This is a genomic window from Luteimonas sp. TWI382, from assembly GCF_039674545.1.
Taxonomy (GTDB): Bacteria; Pseudomonadota; Gammaproteobacteria; order Xanthomonadales; family Xanthomonadaceae; genus Luteimonas.
The window spans coordinates 128,729-148,258 of record NZ_JBDJNS010000007.1 but is presented as its reverse complement, the minus strand read 5'-3'; the positions used below and the strand labels follow the sequence as shown (position 1 = coordinate 148,258).

Here is a 19,530-nt window from a genome sequence, read left to right as displayed (position 1 = left end):
GTGCGCCGTCGCCATCGATCCGCGCGCTTTGCTTCCGACAGCGTGGTGACCATGATTCGACGTTCCGTCCTGCTCGCGCTGCCGTGCGCGGCGCTTCTTCTCTCGGCCTGCGGCCACGACAGCGCCACGCCGGCTGTGGAACCGCCGGCCGATGCCGTCCTGCTCGGCCGTCTGTTCGACGCGCGTGCCGGCACGGTGCTCGAACAGGGCGTCGTGGTGATCGCCGGTGCGCGCGTGCGCTGTGCCGGCGCGCGCCACACCTGCGCCTGGGACGACGCGGCCGCGCAACACGATTACGGCGACGCCCTGCTGTTGCCCGGACTGATCGACCTGCACGTGCATGCACGGCCGCATTTCATCGGCGCCTTCGTGCCGTCGGGCGTCACCACGATCCGCGATGCCGGCAACACCCTCGACATGCTCGCCGACCTGCGCGCGACGCCGGGTGCGCCGCGCCTGTTCGCGACCGGCCCGCTGCTCGACGGTGCGGTCAGTGTCCTGACCCCCGATGGCCCTGCGCCGTTCGATGCGGCGGCCCTGGGCACCCAGCCCGCGATCACACTGACCTCGCCTGACGACGCCGCCACCGTCGTCGACGCCCTGGCCGCGGCCGGCGTGGACTGGATCAAGCTCTACGAGCAACTGCCACCCGCAGTCTTCGACGCCGCGACACAGGCCGCCGCGCGTCACGGCCTGCCGGTCATGGCCGATCTCGGCACGGTTCTGACGCGCGGGCTGTCGGGCGCCCATGTCGATGCGCTGCAGGCCGCCACCGCCGGCGTCGGCACGCTGGAACATCTCGGCGGCGCCGCGCTGGCGTACCAGCGACTGGGCGGCGATCCGGCCGCCGACACGCTGGATCCGGTCCTGCTCGACCGGATCGTCGCCGAGCTCGCGCAGTCCGGCGTCGCCCTGGTGCCGACGACGGCCAACGGCATCCAGTTCGCGACGCCCGACAGCCTGACTCGCGACGACCTGCCCGGTGCAGACCGCCTGGCCGTCGACGTCGCCGAGCACTGGCCGGCGCTGTCGGGCATCCTCGCCGAGCCTCGAGTGCAGGCCCGTGCGCGTGCCGACCAGGCCCTGATGGCCGCGCTGCTGCCGCGCCTGCTGGCGGCCGGGGTCCGCGTCGGGGCCGGCTCCGACCTGCCCGCTGCGCCCTACATGCTGCCCGGTCCGGCGCTGCACCAGGAACTCGAGGCCCTGGTACGCATGGGCCTGACCCCGGTGCAGGCACTGCAGGCGGCGACCCATGTGGCCGCCGACATCCTGGGCCGGTCCGATCTCGGCCGGCTCGAAGCCGGCGCGCGCGCCGACGTGCTCGTCGTCAGCGGCGACCCACTGGCCGACATCCGCGCCACCCGCACCATCCAGGCGGTCTGGGCCGACGGCGCGCAGGTCGACCTGCCCCAGGCATGGGCATCGGTCGAGGCTGCGTTGCGCCTCGCGCGCGAGGCCCACGCCGCAGACGCCGAGGGCTGAGCCGGTAGACCACGCTGGCCGACAAGGTGTCCCGATTCGCAGCGGGGCCATCAACGGCCCCGCCTGTTCTCTACCGCGCCGCGCGGCCCCGGCCCTCGACTGGTCGCCTCAGCGCCCCGCAGCCTCGATCGCGTCACCGATCAGCGCGCGCGCGGCGGCGGCGTCGCCCCAGCCGTGCAGGGTCACCGCGCTGCTGCCCTCGGGCAGGTCCTTGTAGACGCGGAAGAACGCCTCGATGCGCGCGCGTTCGGCGGCCGGCAGATCGGCGAGATCGCGCACCCCGGCATAGGTCGGGTCGACGTCGTCGACCGGCACGCCGACGATCTTCTCGTCGGCCTGTCCGCCGTCGCGCATGCGCAGCACGCCCAGCGGCCGGAACCGGAGCAGCGCGCCGGGATGCACCGGCGCACGCGTGAGCACCAGCGCATCGAGCGGATCGCCATCGCCGGCACGTGTGCCTGGCATCGCGCCATAGTTCGCCGGATACACGACAGGCATCGACACGAAGCGATCGACGTGCAGCAGGCCGTCCTCGGCGCCGATCTCGTACTTGACCATGCCGCCGGCGGGGATTTCCACCACCAGCAGTGCGTCATGCGTCGACGGGTCGGGCTGGCGCGCGTGGAAGGGATGACCCGCGGGGCCGGCCGCCCAGGTCGCTGCCCCCGCCAGGCTCAGCCCTGCCCCCAGCATCAGCGTGACCACCGCCGTACCCAAGCGCGTGCCGTGCATCGCGCTCATTCCCAGCACCGGTCGGCGCGACCCTTCAGCGAGCCCTCGCGCGTGCAGCGCCGCGTGTCGATTCTGCCATCCTCCCGCTCGACCAGCCGCTTGCGGCCATCGTCGTCGTGCAGTTCGAACGCGTCGTACAGCCGACCGGTCGCCGTGCGCGCCTCGTAGCGCAGCACCGGGCCATCGACGCGCAGCACCTGGAACAGTTGGGTGTCCTCGGCGATCGGTGCCATCGTCGCCAGCGCCTGCGGCCCCAGGCGGTACTGCTTGGCGCCGGCCACGCTGACCAGGAGTTGTGGCGTATCGCCGTTCGCATCCAGCGCGCGGCGGCCGTAGCCGTGGTCGTGCCCCTGCAGCACCAGGTCCACGCGGTGCCTGCGCAGCACCGGGGCGAGGTGTGCGCGCAGCGACGCGTAGTCGCGGTCGGCGCGCAGTGCGTACAGCGGCTGGTGGATCTGCACCACGCTCCAGCGGTGCGGGTTGTCGGCCAGCACGCGGTCCAGCCACTGCGCCTGCGCCGGACCGGTCCCCAGATCCAGGATCGAGGTGCCGTCGAGCACGACGAAGCGCACGCCCTGGTAGTCGAACCAGTACGTCGTCGCTTCCACGCCGGGCGCGCCGTTGCGCGGCAATGCGAACGTCACCGGCCAGTGTGGCGACAGCACCCGGCGTTCCTGCGGTGTGTCCTCGTGCTCGTCGTGGAACTCGTGGTTGCCTGCCGCCGGCGCGGTTGCGATGTCTTCGGGCAGGCCGCTGGCGGCCTCGAACCACTCGGCCCACTCGTCGTCGTCGGCGCCCTGCCCAGCGCCGCCGCCCGACACCAGATCGCCGGCGAACAGCGCCAGCTTCGCGTCCGGCGCCCAGCGCCGCGACTCGCGGATCACCCGGGTCACCAGCGCAGTGTTCTGGTTCTGGGTGTCACCGAAGTACAGCACCGTCAGCGGCGCGGCCTCTGCGGCCGCGGTGCGAAAGTGGAACCAGGGACTCCATGTGCCGTGGCCCTGCACGCGCCAGGCATACAGCGTATCGGGCGTCAGGCCGTCGACATCGGCGCGGTGCTGGTGCGCGACGGCGTTGCGCGTATGCAGCGACTGGGTGGCGGCGACGATCGTGCGTGCGCGCCCACCCGCGATGTCCGGCGTGTCGTCGGCCGGCGCGATCTGCAATTGCGGCGCACGCACGCGCGCGTCGGTCCGCCAGGCGACCGCGAACCCGGTCGCTGCATCCTGCGCGGGCGAGGCCGCAATGCGGTCCGGATATGCGGTTGCGGCGTGTCCGCGATCGCCCTCAGGCACGCGGGTGTTGGGCTCAGGCTGTCGCGGCGCCTCGGCGTGAACCGCAGGCGCAAGCAAAGCCAGCGTGAGCAGCGCTGTACGCCAACACAGAGACATGACGAGGCTTGCTCCCATGATCAGGACCGCCCGCACGCGGGCAGCGACAGCGCCTGCGCGATCGCGCGCCAGTCGAACGCGACCAACCCCTGGTCGTCGTGCACCGCATACAGCGCGCCGTCGGGGAAGTTCGCCGACGGTGCGTCGTGCAGCCAGATGCCATCGGTGTTGGCGACGATCTTTCCGACCACGGCGCCGACGTGCGCAAGCGAGCGCCGGTCGAACAGGTGGAACGCGGTCCGGCCCTTGCCCTGCTCGGTCGTGATCCACCAGCCGCCGCCATCGGCGCAGGTCTTGAGCATGATGCCCTCGGCCTGCGCCTGGAACACATCGCGGCCGACCGTGCGCCCGGCGTAGCGGCCGGCCAGGTCGTAGACCTTCAGTTCGTTGGCATAGGTCTCGTCCTCCTCGGCGATCAGCAGGCGATCGTTCGCCGGGTCGCCCCAGATCGACTCGACCACCCGCAGTGCGCCGTCGGCCGTGGTGTCGCCGAAGGCGCCCAGCGCCTCCACCGCGAACGTCCCGCGATCGGGGCGCAGCGCATAGCGGTGCACGCGCCGGTCGAGCTTGTCGAGCGGCGGCAGCACATCGTGGCCCTGCGCATCTTCGCCATCGTCATAGGCGTCGGTGACATAGACCGTATACCCCTCGCCGGCGCGGTCGATCCACAGCCCGTACGGCTTGACCAGGTCCTGCGCGGCGAACGCGAGCACTGGCGCGAAGTCCGGCAGCCGCAACACCTGCACGCGGTGGTTGTCGCGCTCGACGACGAACACGAGGTCGTCGATCGCCGCGATGCCGTTGGGACGCCGGAATTGACCGGCCCCACTGCCCGAAGCGCCGAACGTGCGCAGCGTCTCGCCGCTCGCCCCGTCGTAGACGACCAGACGGTCGGTGGACTTCGCCGTCGCGATCACCAGCACCCGGCCATCGGGCGCGGCCCATGCCGCCGGCGAGTCGATGTTGTCCTCGGGGGTCAGCGCACTGACGAACGCTTCCTCGACGATCGGCAGGTCGCGTCCGGGCGTAGCCGGCGTCGCAGGGGCCTCGGCGCTCGGCTGGCCGGCGATGTTGGGCGCGGACGCAGAACAGCCTGCGATGCACAGCGCAAGCGATGCGATCGCCCACGTTCGGAAAGGGACGAAGGGAAGCCTTGTCATGGATCACCAGGAAGTCGTGTCATCGGGGACGCGCAACGGTCACGCGACGGTCATGCCGTATTGCGGCGACCGCGGATTGTGTGGACGGACGATGACACCGGCATGTCACTGCGATGGCGCACATGCAGCATCGCCATCATGAATCGGCAACACAACTGACCCAGACTTTTCGAAACGTTCCCGAGGCGCTCGTGAACACCGGCCTGCACCACGCCAAAGGGGGCGCGCAGGCCGACGCGCCCTTGCCACTTCCCGGAGTTTCGATGACATCGACCCAGACCGCGATCGCCGTGGCGATCGCCGCCGCGCTGTTCGCAGCCACCCCGTCCGCCGCCCATGCACAGACCGCCGCCGACGGCGTCGCCGCGATGGCCGGCACGCTCGTCGGTCAGGTCCGCGAGGCCTCGCGCGGCATCGCGCTGGAAGGCGCACTCGTCACCGTCGGCGGCCGTCAGGCCAGCACCGATGGCGAAGGCCTGTTCCGTGTCGTCGGCCTGCCCGCGGGCCGCCACACGTTGCGTGTGGATTATCTGGGCTACGGCGCCTACCAGACCGAGGTCACGGTCGGCGACAGCCGCGGCGCGCGTATCGAGATCGCGCTGACCAGCGCTGCCGGCGCGACCGACTTGGGCGTCGTCGAGGTCCGCGCCAGCCGCGATGCCCAGGCGCGCGCGCTCAACCAGCAGCGCACGTCCACTCACTACGTCAATGTCGTCTCGGCCGACCTGCTGGGCCAGTTCCCCGACAACAACATCGCCGAGTCCACCCAGCGCATTTCCGGCGTGTCGATCGAGCGCGACCAGGGCGAAGGCCGTTACGTCAGCGTGCGCGGTGCGCCAAAGGAATTCACCACCGTCTCGATCGACGGCGTGCAGTTGGCCAACCCCGATGCCGGCAGCCGCGGCGTGGAATTGGACACCATCCCGTCCGACGTGATTTCCGCGCTCGAGGTCACCAAGGCACTGACACCGGACATGGACGGAGACGCCATCGCCGGCAACATCAACATCCGCACCCAGAGCGCGCTCGACCGCGACGGACTGACCCTGCGCGCTTCAGTCGCCGGCGGCGCGTACCAACTGGGCGATGGCGACAACGCGCGCTACAACGCCACGATCGGCAACCGCTTCGGCGCCGACCGCAACATCGGCGTGCTGATCTCCGGCTCGCTCAGCAAGCAGGGCCGCTTCACCGACAACGTCGAGAGCCTGTACGAGCGCGTCGACGCGGGCTTCGCACCCACCGAGATCCAGATCAAGGACTACGAAGGCACGCGTACCCGCAAGGGCCTGACCGGACGCTTCGACATCCGCATCGATCCCGACAACCTGGTCTACCTGGTGGCCTCGGATGCGAACTTCGTCGACCGCGAGTTCCGCGACAACCTGACGATCGCGCTCGACCGGCACACCGCGGGCTCGGACGAAACCGCCGGCACCGCGCGCGCGACCTTCGACAAGGAACTGCGCGAACGCACCTACGACAAGACGATCCGGACCTACAACCTGGGCGGCGAGCATTATCTGGGCGAGACCTGGAAGCTCGACTGGCAAGCCTCGCGCAGCGAAGCCACCAAGGTCACCGATCCGCGTCAGCAGTACATCTTTCGCGCCACCGTGCGGCCGCAGCTCGATTACGACTACGCCAATCCCGACTTCCCGGTCTGGACGATCCGCGGCCGTGACGACGCGCCTGCCACCGGCGTGAACCTGCCCGAGGCCTGGTATGCGTTTCGCCGCTTCAACGACCGCTTCGAGTCCAGCGAAGAGGCCGAGACCGGCCTGCGGCTGGACCTGGCGCGGCCCCAGTCGTTCGTCGGCGAAACCGGCGACCTGCGCATCGGCGTGCGCGCCCGACTGCGCGACAAGCAGTTCGACGACGAGCGCTACCGCAATGGCAAGCGCGACGACTTCGACGCGCTGGGGATCGCCTACTCGGACATGCTCTGCGACAGCCTGTCCAACAACTTCGGTTACTTCCTGACCGGCCGGCGCTTCTGCCGCGACATCTTCGATCTCTACGCCGGACCACTGAAGGACAGCGATGCCTACAAGCGCCTGATTCCCGATTCGCTGACCGGCGACTACCGCGCCGAAGAAAACGTGTACGCAGGCTACGCGCGCCTGGACGCGACCTGGAACGCGCTGACGATGGTCGCCGGCGTGCGCTACGAGCGCACCGAGACCACAGGCATGGCGACCGCATTCGACGAGGGCACCGGGGTGGCCACGCCGGTCTCGGCCGGCCGCCGCTACGGCAACCTCCTGCCCAGCGTGCACCTGCGCTACGAGCTCGGCCCAGACCGCATCGTGCGCGCCTCGTACTCGACCGCGCTCAACCGCCCGGACTTCATGCACACCGCGCCCTACCGCATCCTCGGCGAGGCCGACGACCGCAACGTCATCGCCATCGAAGAAGGCAACCCACTGGTGCGCGAGGCCTATGCGCACAACCTCGACCTGTCGTTCGAGCACTATCTGCGTCCCCTGGGCCTGGTCTCGACTGCGCTGTTCTACAAGCGCATCGAAGACCCGCTGTTCCTCGCCTCACACGAAGAGGCCACCAGCGGCGGCCAGACGCTGCGCATCACCCGCGCCGAGAACGGCAAGCGCGGCCGGATCTACGGCGCGGAACTGACTTGGCAGCAGACCTTCGACCAGTTGCCCGGCGCGCTCGCGGGTCTGGGCGTCTACACCAACTACACCTACGCCAAGTCCGAGGCGCAGTTGCCGTTCGACCTGGGGGAAACCGAACTGCCGGGCACCTCGCGCGACAACTACAACATCGCATTGACCTACGCACGCGCGGGTCTGGATGCACGCCTGGCGTACAACAAGCGCTCACGCTTCATCCAGGCGTTCGACATCAGCAATCCCGAACTGAACATCTACTGGGACGACCGCGCGAGCCTGGATTTCTCGGCGAGCCTGGCGCTCGGCGCGGGCTGGCGCGTGTTCGGCGAGATCAACAACCTGCGCGACACACGTCAGGTCCGCTTCCAGGGCCAGCGCAACCGGGTGCTGGAGATGGAGGGGTTCGGCCGGTCGTGGCTGGCGGGCGTGCGCTACCAGTTCTGATCGTCCGGCGCGGCCGCGGCGTCGCCCTGGGACCGGACCGGCGCCGGCTCTCGGGGCGGACCCGGCGCCGCGCGTGCCCTATCCTGTCGGCATCGCCCGCTCGTTCCCGATGCCCATGAAGATCGTCGAAGTCCGCCACCCGCTGGTCCAGCACAAACTCGGACTGATGCGCCGCGCCGACAACAGCACCAAGACCTTCCGCGAACTGTCCGCCGAAGTGGCCACGTTGCTGACCTACGAGGCCACCTCGGACCTGGAAACCGAGGACGCCACCGTCGACGGCTGGGCCGGCGCGGTGCAGATCCGGCGCATCAAGGGCCGCAAGATCACCCTGGTGCCGATCCTGCGCGCAGGCATCGGCATGCTGCCCGGCGTGCTCGAACTCATCCCGGCGGCCAAGGTCAGCGTCGTCGGCATCAAGCGCGACGAAGCCTCGCTGCAGGCGGTGCCCTACTACGAGAACCTTGTCGGCGACATGGCCGACCGCACCGCGTTGATCCTCGACCCGATGCTCGCCACCGGCGGCACGCTGATCGCCACTGTGGCGATGCTCAAGGCGGCTGGCGCCAGCCGCATCAAGGGCCTGTTCCTGGTCGCCGCGCCCGAGGGGCTGCGCGCACTCGAGGCCGCCCATCCCGATGTCGAGGTCTACACCGCCTCGATCGACCAGCGCCTGGACGAACGCGGCTACATCCTGCCCGGGCTTGGCGATGCCGGCGACAAGATCTTCGGCACCCGCATCGACTGAACGGCGCGCCGCGCGTCGGCGCCCTCAGCCCACCTCCGGCCAGTGCCGGAGGATGTCTGGCGACACACCGACGCGCCGGCACGCACGCGGGGCGATGCCGTCGGGCAGCGCCATGCGCAACAGCGGCGCCAGGCCGCGCAGCACGCATGCACAGACGCGGTTGTGGAGCCGCTGCAGCGGTGTGATCTCCAGCAACGCCTCGGCCCAGCGCGGCAGCAGCGCGGCACCGGCGCCGATGAACACCCCGCGCAACAGCGCTCCGCCCGGCACTGGCAGGCGGATCCCGCGCAGCACCGCCAGCACCTCGCGCGAACGCGCGTCCAATCGCAGTTCCGGGCGCACTTGGGCGAAGTACTCGACCATCGCCGCGCCGCTGGTCGGCACCTTGCGTGCACCCAGCGCCTCGGCCACGCGGCGCGACTCGTCGTAGTAGCGGTCGTCGATCCCGTCGGGCGTGGGCAGTCCGGCGTAGGCGCGAAACCCCTGCAGAAACGCATAGGCTTCGGTCGCATGCACCCAGGTCAGCAGCGCGGGATCATCGGCCGCGTACGGCACACCATCGGCGGTGGTGCCGCGCACCTGGTGGTGAATCGCCGACACCCGCGCAATCAGCCGATGCGCCTGCGCGGTGCCGGCATACGTGGTGCCCGCGACGAAGGCGGTGGTGCGGCGCAACCGCCCGATGAGATCGGTGCGGAACTCGGAGTGGTCCCACACACCGGCCAGCGCGCGCGGATGCAGCGTCTGCAGCAGCAGCGCGCACAGACCGCCGGCGAGCATGCCCGGAAAATCGGCATGGATTCGCCAGGTGACCGTGTCCGGACCGAACAAGCCCGGGTCGCCTGCCGGCGTGTCGTAGTCGATCCCGCTCTGCCCGCGCGGGAACACGCCCAGCACCCAACGACGGAGCGCGGCGGTCAGCGGTGCGGCGAAGCCAGGGCGGGATGCGTCCATGCCCGACAGGCTATCGAGCCAGCGTCGACGACAGCGTCGATGCCGATCATGCCGCATGCGACAATTCACATCCGTCGCCGACGCGTCCACGCCCGTCCGCGCCGCTCCGTCAGCCAGGGGCCCCGGCCCTCAGCCAGCCATGCCGCCTCCCCTTGCCGACAGGACCGCTTCGCCATGCCCGCTCTTCCGTCTCCCGCCCCGGCCGCGTCGTTGCGCGCGCGCCGTGCCCCGCTCGCGCTCGCACTGCTGGCCTGCATCGCCGCGATGCCCGCACTCGCCCAGGACGCTCCGCCCGACACGCCGACGCGCACGCTCGACACCGTGCTGGTGACCGCCGACGGCTCGCAGGTCGAGCTGCCGCCCGCCTACGCCGGCGGCCAGGTCGCCACTGGCGGGCGGGTCGGCCTGTTCGGCAACCTGGACCTGATGGATACGCCGTTCAACAGCCTCAACTTCACCGCCGAGCTGATGCGCGACCAGCAGGCGCGCAGCGTCGCCGACGTCGTGCAGAACGATCCGGCGGTGCGGGTCGCGCGCGGCTTCGGCAATTTCCAGGAGTTGTACATCGTGCGCGGTCTGCCCGTGTACTCCGACGACATGAGCTACAACGGCCTGTACGGGCTGCTGCCGCGACAGTACGTCGCCGCCGAGTTCCTGGAGCGGGTAGAGGTGTTTCGCGGCGCCAACAGCTTCATCAACGGCGCGGCGCCCGGCGGCAGCGGTATCGGCGGCGCGTTCAACCTGGTGCCCAAGCGCGCCGGCGACGACGACCTGACCCGGCTGACGCTCGGCTACGAGAGCAACGGCCAGGGCTATGCCGCGGCCGACGTGTCGCGTCGCTTCGGCGCCGACCGCGCCTGGGGCGTGCGCGCCAACGCCGTGCGCCGCGACGGCGACACCGTGCTTGACGAAGCCCGCGAACTCGGCGTACTGGCGCTTGGCGTCGACTACCGCGGCGAACGCGCGCGCTTCTCGGCCGACCTGGGCTGGCAGGACCACCGCATCGACGCCCCACGGCCCAGCGTCACGCCCACCGGCTTGATCCCGAAGGCGCCCGCAGCCGACGTGAACTTCGCCCAGCCGTGGACCTTCACCGACGAGGAGGACCTGTTTGGCGTGGTCCGCGGCGAGGTCGACTTCAGCAAGACCACGACGGCCTGGGCCGCGGTCGGCATCCGCGACAGCCGCGAGCACAACGTGCTGGCCAACCCGCGGGTGGACACCGCAGGCGCCCTGACCGCATCGCGCTTCGACAATGTCCGCGAGGACCTGCTGCGCACCGGCGAGGTCGGCCTGCGCACCGAGTTCCGGACCGGCGCGGTCGGCCACCGCGTCAGCATCACCGGCGCGTTCTTCGATCTCGACTCGCAGAATGCCTTCGCGACCGGCACACGCCGCCCGGTGGGCTCGCTGTATGCGCCGGTTGCGACGCCGCTGCCGCCGACGCGCCCCGCAGTCGGCGACATGGCCGATCCGCTGACCACCAGCCGCACCCAGACCGCGAGTTATGCGATCGCCGACACGCTGCGCCTGGCCGACGAGCGCGTGCTGCTGACGCTGGGCGCGCGCCGGCAGACGCTGCGCCAGTCGAGCTACGACCACACCACCGGCGCCCCCCTCGACCGGTACGACGACAGCGCGGTCACGCCGGTGGCAGCGGTCGTGTTCAAGCTCGGCCGCCAGGTCTCGCTGTACGCCAACTATGCCGAAGCGCTGCTGCCCGGCCAGACCGTCGCGCAGACCAGCGCCGACGGTACCCCGATCGTCAACGCCGGCGAGATCCTCGACCCGTTCCGCTCCAAGCAGTACGAGATCGGCGCCAAGTACGGCGCCGGCGGCTGGGGTGCGAGCGCCGCGGTGTTCCGCATCGCCAAGCCGAATGCGATCGAGCAGGACTACCGGGTCCGTGCCGACGGCGAACAACGCAACCAGGGTCTGGAGCTGAGTGTCTACGGCCAGCCGGCCGACGGCCTGCGCGTGCTCGGCGGGCTGACCTGGCTCGACGCCACACTGCGCCGCACCCAAGGCGGCATCAACGAGGGCAACGACGTGATCGGCGTGCCCGACGTGCAGGCCAACGCCGGCATCGATTGGGATGTTCCCGGCGTGGATGGGCTCACGCTCGATGCGCGTGCCGTGCACACCGGCCGCCAGGCGGCGCGCGCAGACAACGCGCTGGAACTGCCGTCCTGGACGCGGTTCGACCTGGGCACGCGCTACGCGTTCGAGGCCGGCGGCCGCGACTGGACGCTGCGCGCGCGCGTGGACAACGTCTTCGACCGCGCCTATTGGGCTTCGACCGGCGGCACCTCGGGTGCGAACTACCTGGTGCTGGCGGCGCCGCGCACGGTCACGTTGTCGGTCTCGCTCGCGCTGTAATGCCGAACGACGAAGGGACGCCGCGGCGTCCCTTCGGATGTCCTGCGAACGGCGGCGGCGTCCTGCGACCGGGACGCCGCCGACGACGCGGGATCACTCGAGCGGAATGCGGACCACGCTTTCCAGTGCGCTGGCGGTGTAATCCTTGTTGAAGGGCGCCTTGACCGTCACGTACAGCGCCTTGCCGTCGGGCGCGACCTCCAGGCTGTTGGGATTGGGCGGCAGCGTCCAGGTCCGACGCACGGCATAGCTGTCGGCGTCGAGCTCGCTGACCGTGCCCTGGTCGCGATGGGTCACATAGAGCGCCCTGCGCGCAGGATGGAGCTTGATGCCCATCGAATCGCCGACCGGCAGACTGCGCTCGACCCGGCCGCTGCGCGTGTCGAACACCAGCACCGTGGCGCCCTTCGAGTGGTCGGTGACGAACAGGCGGTGGGTGGCCGGGTCGTGGGCAAGGTTGAGCAGCAGGTACTCTTTCCCGTCGCCGGGCGTCCAGCGGTGCTGGATGGTGTGGGTCGCCGTGTCGATCACCAGCACCTCGCCGTCCCCGTTGGCGGAGTACAGCCGGCCGGCCGCCGGATCGAGCAGCAGCCCGGTGACCCACTTGCCGGCATCGCCGATCGTGGCGCGCAGCGTCAACGTGGCCGCGTCCACCACCCAGATCAGCCCCGGCGCGCCGACGCCGCCGACATACAGCGTGCCGCTGGCCTCGTCGAGGATCACCTGCCGCGGCCCGTAGTACGTGCCGTCGGACGCCTTGTCCTCGAAGCGCAGCCGGCCCTTGACCTCGCCGCTGGCCGCATCGATCGCAGTGAGACCGCGCTCGACACTGTTGGTCACGTACAGCGTCTCGCCCTTGGCATCGGTCGCGATGGCGAAGTTGCGCAGGTCCGTATGGGTCTTGCCGCGCGTCTCCAGCGTGACCGGATCGAGCCGGTAGATCACCCCGCCCTTGGTGTCGGGCGCGGCTTCCGCGGACGCCACGAACAGGGCGTTCGCGGCTTGGCTATAACGCGCTTCGTAGACACCGCGCGCGAGATCGCGACGCAGCGCGCCATCGGGCAACGCCGTCGCGGTCGCGGCAGGCGTTGCGACTGCCGGCGCCTGCTGGGCATGCGCAAGCGACGACAGGCCGAGCGCGAGCACAGTCGCGGCGGTCAGCAGGGAACGGGGACGGGAGGACGGCATCATGGGCATGGACTCGGCTGGGCAGGAGGACGGCGCCCGCTCGGGGCCTCCGGCCGGCATCGAGTCGCCGGAAGCATGCCCCGGCGATCGGCCGGGACCGTATGCATCGTTGACCGGCTTCGGATCACGACGCCCCTTGTCGGGAACGATTCTCATTCTCTCAATGAACCCCGACCTTGTCCATCCCGGTGGCGATCACCGTAGCCGCAGCGGCCCGACCGCATCGAGGACGCGGGCATCGTGGTGGCCGTCGCCACCCCCGAAAGCCGACGCACTCGCCTCCGGCCGTAGCGGACGGAAGCCGTCGTCGTAGTCCCAGGTCACCGCGTGCACGCGTGCGCCGGTGAGCGTGACCGGATCGCCGAGCGACGAGGCCGGCAGCGTGAACCGGATCGTCGCCGCCTTCGGGTCGACCTCGATACGTGCCGGCTGCGCCTGGGGCGTGCCTTCGGCGTCGGCGTCAGCGCCCTGCGCCGAGAACAGCGCGTTCGACCAGCCGTGCGCGCGGATGCGGTAATGCCAGCGCATCCCGTCGGGCAGGCGCGCATTCTGCTGGGGCATCAACTCGCTGCCGCGTGCGCGATCGGGCAGTTCGATGAACACCACCGGCGCGACATGGTCGAAGCCGTTGGGCGGATTCCAGCCCTGGGTGACGCTCGCCATGCGCAGGGTCACGCGCAACGCACCGCCACTGGTCTCCACGTCCATCGCGCGCAGGTCGCCCTGCCGCTGCGTACGCCACTGGCCGCCGAGGGGATAGACCACGCGCCCGTCCAGGCCGTGATCGTCGCCGGCCGGATCGTCCGTGCGCGCAGCCGCCCGCCATCGGCGCTCGACCCGGAACGGCTGCGCTGTCGAGACAGTCCGGTCGGTCTCGCGCCACAGCACCAGGCGATGCGTGCGTGCCGGATCGATCCAGCTGTCGGTGCGCAGCGTCGTCGTCCAGCGACCATCGGCACCAGCCACGACCCGCGGGGCACGCTGCAGATCGCCGTCGACCACGACCTGCAACACGTCGCCGGGCGCGGCGCGTCCGCGCAGCACCACGTCGTCGCGCCACGGGGTCGGCGGCAAGGTTTCGATCTTCGGCGCCGTGCCCTGCGGTGCCTCCGGCGGCGCCTCGCTGCCGCGCTGCCGCCAGACCAGGCCCGCACGCGGCGGCAGCACCAGCGTCAGCCGGCCATCGGCGGCGACGGTCATCGGCGCAGGATCGCCATCGAGCCCGAACACGCCCTCCAGCCGCGTCCCGGCCGGCAGCCCGGTCTCCAGCGCATCGACCAACACCGGCGCATCGGCCGTGTTGAACGCGACCAGCGCGAGCGCGTCGTCGTGGCGGGTGACCCACACCAACGCGCCCGGCCCGCCGCCGCTGTCGCGCAACACCTCGGGCGCGCCGCGCGAGAACAGCCGATCGTCGAGCCGCAATGCCGACATCGCGGCGATCTCGCGATACAGCGGTGCGGCGGTGTCGAACGCATCGCCCTGCGCGCCGACGCCGCCGGCGAACATCGCCGTGCGGCGCCCCGTGAACCTCTGCTCGGTGCCGGCGTACAGCGTGGGAATGCCCGGCAGGGTCATCATCGCCAACAACGCCTGGCGCAGCGCACGCGTGTCGGCGCCGGCCAGGAACCGGTCGACGTCATGGTTGTCGACGAAGCTCGGCATCCAGTGCAGGCGCGGATGCAGCGCGACCATGCTGGCGATGCGGTGGCCGAGCACCGCGGTCGGCTCGCCGCGCGCGAACACGTCGCCGAGGCTGCCGTAGAGCGGGAAGTTGATCATGCCGGGCAAGCGCTCGCCGCCGGACTCGGTGCGCATATAGGCCTCGAGCCGGCGCGCCTGGCTGTCCTCGAACGGCTTGTCGATCGCAAAGCCCTCGCCGAAGACGTGGAAATCCTCGCGGCCGGTCGCGCGCGCCATCGCAAAGATCCCCGGCGCATCGCGATCGTCGGCATGCAGGAAATCGTCGAAAAAGTCCGCCGGCACATGCAACGCGGTGTCGACACGAAACGCGTCGACGCCGACATCGCGGATCCAATCGCCGTAACTGCGCCGCAGCGCGCGGCGGACCTGGGGGTGCTCGGTGTTGAGGTCGTCGAGGCCGGCGAGCTGATAGGTCAACTCCTGCGTGCGGTCGGTGAAATCGACGATATCGGGCGTCCAGTGGTAGATCGCATCGCGGCGCTGCGCCGGATCGCGCGCGTCGTTGCGGTCGAACGGCGGCTGCACTGGCGCCTGGCGCCCGCGCGCATCAGTGAAGCGCACGAATCCCGCCGCCGGATCGTCCGCGCGCCAGCCACCGGGATAACCGAAGTAGTTCGCGGTGTGGTTCACCACGATGTCCTGGATCAGGTACATGCCGCGGCCGTGCAGACCGCGCGACAGGGCGCGGTAGTCCTCGCGCGTGCCGAAGTGCGGATCGATGGCGGAGAAGTCGTCCGCCCAGTAGCCGTGATAGCCACCGTAGCGTGTCGCCTCGTTCCACCACTGGTGCGCCACCGGCGGGGTGATCCACACCGCCGTCGCGCCCAATCCCTGCACGTAGTCGAGCCGACGGGTCACACCGGCCAGGTCGCCGCCGCTGTAGCGCGCCGGGTCCTTGGGATCGTACTCGCCGGTGCCCTGGTCGTTGTTGGACGGATCGCCGTCGTCGAAGCGGTCGATCATCAGGAAGTAGACGATCTGGTCGCGCCAATCGGGCGACGGCACGTGCAGATCGCCCGCGCTCGCCGCACCGGCAATCAAGGACAGACACGCGAGCGCGAGGCCCCGCACGCACGCGCGTGTGCGCCGTTGCATGTCACCGTTTTCCATCGCCACCTCCCAGTGCCATCGATGCCACATCGTCGACGAGCGCCACCGCGATGCGCCATGAATACGTATGCAGTGCGCCGCCGCGTCCGAACCCCGGCACTACCATGGCCGCCAATCGCGGAGCGTGGCCGATCGATCCAGTTCCAAAGCGGACGGCACGCCCCGAACACCTGCCTGCTGGACACCCTTGGGAGGGGAGATGTCGAAGCTCGATCGCAACCTGCTCAGCGTTGCGCTGTCGTCCGCACTGCTGATGCTCGCAACCGGCGCACACGCGCAGACCACCCCATCCACCGACGCGACCGACGACGCCTCGACGCAAGCCGGCGACGCCGTGCAGCTCGACAGCGTGCGCGTCACCGGCATCCGCCGCGGCATCGAACGGTCGATGGACACCAAGCAGGCCGAGGACACCATCGTCGAGGCGATCTCGGCCGAGGACATCGGCAAGCTGCCCGACACCAGCATCGCCGACTCGCTGGCGCGCCTGCCCGGCATCTCGGCGCAGCGCTTCGGCGGCCGCCCGCAGGAACTCAACATCCGCGGCTTCGCCGGTGACTTCTCCACCGCACTGCTCAACGGCCGCGAGCAGGTGAGCTTCGGCAACAACCGCGGAGTGGAGTTCGACCAGTACCCGTCCGAACTGATCAGCCAGGTCGTGGTGCACAAGACCACCAACGCGCAGCTGGTCGGTCAGGGCCTGTCGGGCACGGTCAACATGAAGACCGTCCGCCCGCTGGCGTTCGGCGAGCGCGCGATCGCGGTGAACGTGCGCGGCGATATGAACAAGCTCGGCGACGACAAGGAATACGGCAGCCGCGCCAGCATCTCGTACATCGATCAGTTCGCCGACAACACCGTCGGCATCGCCCTTGGCTATGCTCGCCTCGACAGCCCGAACCTTGGCCACCAGTTCGAGTCGTGGAACTTCAACAAGGAGTACGCAGGCTACGAGGGCAACGCCGTGCTCGGCGGCACCGCGGCCTACGCGATCGAAGGCAGCAACCGCCGCGACGGCTACATGGCGGTGCTCGAGTTCCAGCCCAACGAACGCCTGCACTCGACCATCGACCTGTTCTACTCGCAGTTCGATCGGCAAGAGAACAAGTACGGCCTGCAGACCGGCCTGGCCTATGGTCGGGCGACTCTCGACGAGGCCACGTTGAGCCCCGACGGCACCACGATCGATTCGACCTGGTCGCAGATCGCGCCGATCGTACTGCGCAACGACAGCAACACGATGGACGACCGCCTGCTGTCGTTCGGCTGGAACACCGAACTGGAGGTCAACGCGAACTGGACGCTGACCACCGACGTCAGCCATTCGCGCGCGCGCCGCGCCGAGCAGCTGTTCGAGATCTACGCCACACCGCCGGCCGGCGTCACCAGCTCGGGCCGCTACGTGTTCAATCCCGAAGGCTGGTACGACATCGACCTGGACTACGACCTGGGCGCGCCGGGCGGTTTCGTCCTGCGCGACCCCGACCGCTGGGGCGGCGAGCGCGACCAGGCCGGCTACCTGAAGAACTTCGAGGTCCGCGACCAGATCAGTGCGTTCCGGATCGACCTCGAGCGTCGCTTCGACAGCGGATTCCTGTCTGCCCTGCGCTTGGGCGGCAACATCACCGACCGTCGCAAGAGCCGCGCATCGACCGAATACACGCTGTGCGTCACCGACGCCTGTACCGGCGATCTCAGCGTCGCGATTCCCGGCCAGTACGTGCGCAACAGCGCATTCGGCTTCGCCGGCATTCCCTCGCTCCTCGACCTGGACGAGCGCGCGATGCTCGCCGCCGGGATCTACCGCCCATGGCGCAAGGACGATGCAGCGATCAACGACAAGAACTGGGACATCCACGAAGAGATCGGCACGCTCTACGTCCAGGCCGACATCGACACCGACCTCGGCCCGGTGCCGCTCAAGGGCAACGTCGGCGTGCAGGTGGTCAACGCCAGCCAGCGCTCGACCGGCGTGGCGACGTTCGAAGGCGTCGCACTGGAAGCGCCGAGCGAGCGCGGCGCCGACCATGTGCACTACCTGCCGAGCATGAACCTGTCGTTCGGCCTGCCGGCCGAGCAGTTCGTGCGCGTGGGCGCCTCACGCCAGATGGCGCGCCCGCGCATGGACGAACTGACCGCCGGCGGCCGCTACAGCATCGACCGCAGCCGCGACCGCTGGACCGGCAGCGGCGGCAACCCCGAGCTCGATCCTTGGCTGGCCAATGCCTACGACCTCTCGTACGAGAAGTACTTCGGCAACGAGTCGATCGGACGCGGCTACGTCAGTGCGGCGTACTTCTACAAGGACCTCAAGACCTACATCTATCGGCAGACCACCGCGTTCGACTTCAGCCAGTTGCCGCTGCCTGCCGAACTGCCCGGCAACCTGCCGCCGTCTTGGATCGGCGAGTACAGCCAGCCGGTCAATGGCGAGGGCGGCACGATCAAGGGCTGGGAGTTCGCCGTGTCGTTCCCGCTGGGGCTGCTGTGGGCGCCGCTGGAAGGCTTCGGCTTCATGGGCAACTACTCCGACACCGAAAGCGACATCGCGCCCAATGGCCCCGACAGCTCCGAGCCCCTGCCCGGCCTGTCGAAGTACGTCTCCAACGTCGCGCTGTACTACGAGCGCTACGGCTTCTCGGCCCGCGTGTCGCAGCGCAGCCGCTCCGACTTCCTGGGCGAAGTCCAGGGCGCCGGCGGCGATCGCACCAAGGTGATGTTCACCGGCGAGACCGTGACCGATCTGCAATTGGGCTACGCCTTCGAGAGCGGCCGCCTGGCGGGCCTGTCGCTGCTGCTGCAGGTCAACAACCTGGAGAACGAGCCCTTCCGCTCGACCTTCGACAGCCTGCAGGAGCGCCCCAACCAGTTCTACGACTACGGCCGCACGTACCTGATGGGCGTCAACTACCGCTTCTGACCCGGACCGGCCGCGCGGCGCCTCCCCGCGCGACCGGAGGGCGGGGACGTCGGGCACAGGCGATCCCCCCGGGACATGCTTGTGCGCCTCCGATGACTGGGCTAGAATGCGCGACCTCGCCCGAGCGGCGGGACAGCAACACCGGGCGGTTAGCTCAGCGGTAGAGCACTACCTTGACATGGTAGGGGTCACAGGTTCGAACCCTGTACCGCCCACCACGAAACAGCTGGAAGACAGACGCTTTCGTGGAATCAGACAAACCCGGCCATCGAGCCGGGTTTTTCGTAAGTGCAAGGTATGCGCAAATCGCTGTCGCCGCAGGTCGCTACACTGCCATCTGCAACCAAGGAGGGTCGGCATACCGCACTTCGAAGAGTTCGTTGAGCAACGCACCTATCCGCATCTCGACACCCCAAGCCGTGTGCTGCATGTGATCGGCTTCTGATCGGCTTCGGTGCCGACGAAGCGCCGCGAGACGTTGCGCGATCGGTCTACGCCCATGCGAAGGTTCTCGGGACGCTCATCTCGACACTGCAGCAATCCGGGACACTCAGCGAGCAGGAACTGAACGAGATCCTCGTCGAAACGACGCTTTGACAAGAAGGCCCCGCCAGGATCGCCCATGGCGGAGGCCGATGCCCCGAACGCGGGGGGCGGTTGCCGGATCACGGGGCCAAAGGATGGC

Annotated in this window: 11 protein-coding genes and 1 tRNA gene; 6 read left to right on the top strand and 6 right to left on the bottom strand. The window is 69.7% G+C overall.

Annotated elements, in window-relative coordinates:
- Positions 1 to 51 precede the first annotated feature (51 nt).
- The gene (locus ABE505_RS07050; RefSeq protein ID WP_346443108.1) at positions 52 to 1,482 is read left to right on the top strand and encodes an amidohydrolase family protein; all 1,431 of its coding nucleotides are present in this window, start codon (positions 52 to 54) and stop codon (positions 1,480 to 1,482) included.
- Between the two features lie 108 nt (positions 1,483 to 1,590).
- Here ABE505_RS07050 and ABE505_RS07045 read toward each other — a convergent pair whose 3' ends face one another.
- The 3 genes from ABE505_RS07045 to ABE505_RS07035 are packed head-to-tail and all read right to left on the bottom strand — an operon-like array spanning position 1,591 to position 4,765.
- Positions 1,591 to 2,223, bottom strand: coding sequence for an inorganic diphosphatase (locus ABE505_RS07045; RefSeq protein WP_346443110.1), 633 nt, complete (start codon positions 2,221 to 2,223; stop codon positions 1,591 to 1,593).
- The gene (locus ABE505_RS07040) at positions 2,220 to 3,605 is read right to left on the bottom strand and encodes a metallophosphoesterase family protein (RefSeq protein WP_346443111.1); all 1,386 of its coding nucleotides are present in this window, start codon (positions 3,603 to 3,605) and stop codon (positions 2,220 to 2,222) included. Before ABE505_RS07040 ends, ABE505_RS07045 begins: the two co-directional genes overlap by 4 nt.
- A 20-nt stretch (positions 3,606 to 3,625) precedes the next feature.
- Positions 3,626 to 4,765 carry a phytase gene (locus ABE505_RS07035; protein WP_346443113.1) on the bottom strand — a complete coding sequence of 380 codons (1,140 nt, stop codon included), beginning with the start codon at positions 4,763 to 4,765 and terminating at the stop codon, positions 3,626 to 3,628.
- A gap of 263 nt (positions 4,766 to 5,028) precedes the next feature.
- Between ABE505_RS07035 and ABE505_RS07030 the strand changes: the two genes are divergently transcribed.
- Positions 5,029 to 7,842, top strand: a complete 2,814-nt coding sequence (locus ABE505_RS07030) for a TonB-dependent receptor (protein ID WP_346443115.1) — start codon at positions 5,029 to 5,031, stop codon at positions 7,840 to 7,842.
- A gap of 115 nt (positions 7,843 to 7,957) precedes the next feature.
- Positions 7,958 to 8,590 carry a uracil phosphoribosyltransferase gene (gene upp / locus ABE505_RS07025; protein ID WP_346443305.1) on the top strand — a complete coding sequence of 211 codons (633 nt, stop codon included), beginning with the start codon at positions 7,958 to 7,960 and terminating at the stop codon, positions 8,588 to 8,590.
- Positions 8,591 to 8,614: 24 nt separating this feature from the next.
- Here the strand turns inward: upp and ABE505_RS07020 are convergent, their stop codons facing one another.
- On the bottom strand, positions 8,615 to 9,544 hold the full coding sequence (locus ABE505_RS07020) for an oxygenase MpaB family protein (RefSeq protein WP_346443117.1): 930 nt from the start codon (positions 9,542 to 9,544) through the stop codon (positions 8,615 to 8,617).
- A 174-nt stretch (positions 9,545 to 9,718) separates the two neighbouring features.
- On the opposite strand from ABE505_RS07020, the gene ABE505_RS07015 reads away from it, so the two are divergent.
- On the top strand, positions 9,719 to 11,923 hold the full coding sequence (locus tag ABE505_RS07015; protein WP_346443119.1) for a TonB-dependent siderophore receptor: 2,205 nt from the start codon (positions 9,719 to 9,721) through the stop codon (positions 11,921 to 11,923).
- A gap of 93 nt (positions 11,924 to 12,016) precedes the next feature.
- Here the strand turns inward: ABE505_RS07015 and ABE505_RS07010 are convergent, their stop codons facing one another.
- Both ABE505_RS07010 and ABE505_RS07005 read right to left on the bottom strand, forming a co-directional pair.
- Positions 12,017 to 13,114: a YncE family protein gene (locus tag ABE505_RS07010; protein ID WP_346443121.1), complete on the bottom strand. Its 1,098-nt coding sequence runs from the start codon at positions 13,112 to 13,114 to the stop codon at positions 12,017 to 12,019.
- 192 nt (positions 13,115 to 13,306) lie between these two features.
- A complete protein-coding gene (locus ABE505_RS07005; RefSeq protein ID WP_346443122.1) occupies positions 13,307 to 15,910 on the bottom strand; it encodes an alpha-amylase family glycosyl hydrolase in 2,604 nt (867 codons plus the stop codon).
- Between the two features lie 214 nt (positions 15,911 to 16,124).
- On the opposite strand from ABE505_RS07005, the gene ABE505_RS07000 reads away from it, so the two are divergent.
- Both ABE505_RS07000 and ABE505_RS06995 read left to right on the top strand, forming a co-directional pair.
- The gene (locus tag ABE505_RS07000; protein WP_346443124.1) at positions 16,125 to 18,845 is read left to right on the top strand and encodes a TonB-dependent receptor; all 2,721 of its coding nucleotides are present in this window, start codon (positions 16,125 to 16,127) and stop codon (positions 18,843 to 18,845) included.
- 143 nt (positions 18,846 to 18,988) lie between these two features.
- Positions 18,989 to 19,063: transfer RNA gene (locus tag ABE505_RS06995), tRNA-Val, on the top strand.
- Positions 19,064 to 19,530: the final 467 nt, after the last annotated feature.

Bases quoted from the DNA above. Each gene is read 5' to 3' on its own strand.
- ABE505_RS07050 (WP_346443108.1), top strand. From the start codon at position 52: ATGATTCGACGTTCCGTCCTGCTCGCGCTGCCGTGCGCGGCGCTTCTT.
- ABE505_RS07045 (WP_346443110.1), bottom strand. From the start codon at position 2,223: ATGAGCGCGATGCACGGCACGCGCTTGGGTACGGCGGTGGTCACGCTG.
- ABE505_RS07040 (WP_346443111.1), bottom strand. From the start codon at position 3,605: ATGTCTCTGTGTTGGCGTACAGCGCTGCTCACGCTGGCTTTGCTTGCG.
- ABE505_RS07035 (WP_346443113.1), bottom strand. From the start codon at position 4,765: ATGACAAGGCTTCCCTTCGTCCCTTTCCGAACGTGGGCGATCGCATCG.
- ABE505_RS07030 (WP_346443115.1), top strand. From the start codon at position 5,029: ATGACATCGACCCAGACCGCGATCGCCGTGGCGATCGCCGCCGCGCTG.
- upp (WP_346443305.1), top strand. From the start codon at position 7,958: ATGAAGATCGTCGAAGTCCGCCACCCGCTGGTCCAGCACAAACTCGGA.
- ABE505_RS07020 (WP_346443117.1), bottom strand. From the start codon at position 9,544: ATGGACGCATCCCGCCCTGGCTTCGCCGCACCGCTGACCGCCGCGCTC.
- ABE505_RS07015 (WP_346443119.1), top strand. From the start codon at position 9,719: ATGCCCGCTCTTCCGTCTCCCGCCCCGGCCGCGTCGTTGCGCGCGCGC.
- ABE505_RS07010 (WP_346443121.1), bottom strand. From the start codon at position 13,114: ATGATGCCGTCCTCCCGTCCCCGTTCCCTGCTGACCGCCGCGACTGTG.
- ABE505_RS07005 (WP_346443122.1), bottom strand. From the start codon at position 15,910: ATGCAACGGCGCACACGCGCGTGCGTGCGGGGCCTCGCGCTCGCGTGT.
- ABE505_RS07000 (WP_346443124.1), top strand. From the start codon at position 16,125: ATGTCGAAGCTCGATCGCAACCTGCTCAGCGTTGCGCTGTCGTCCGCA.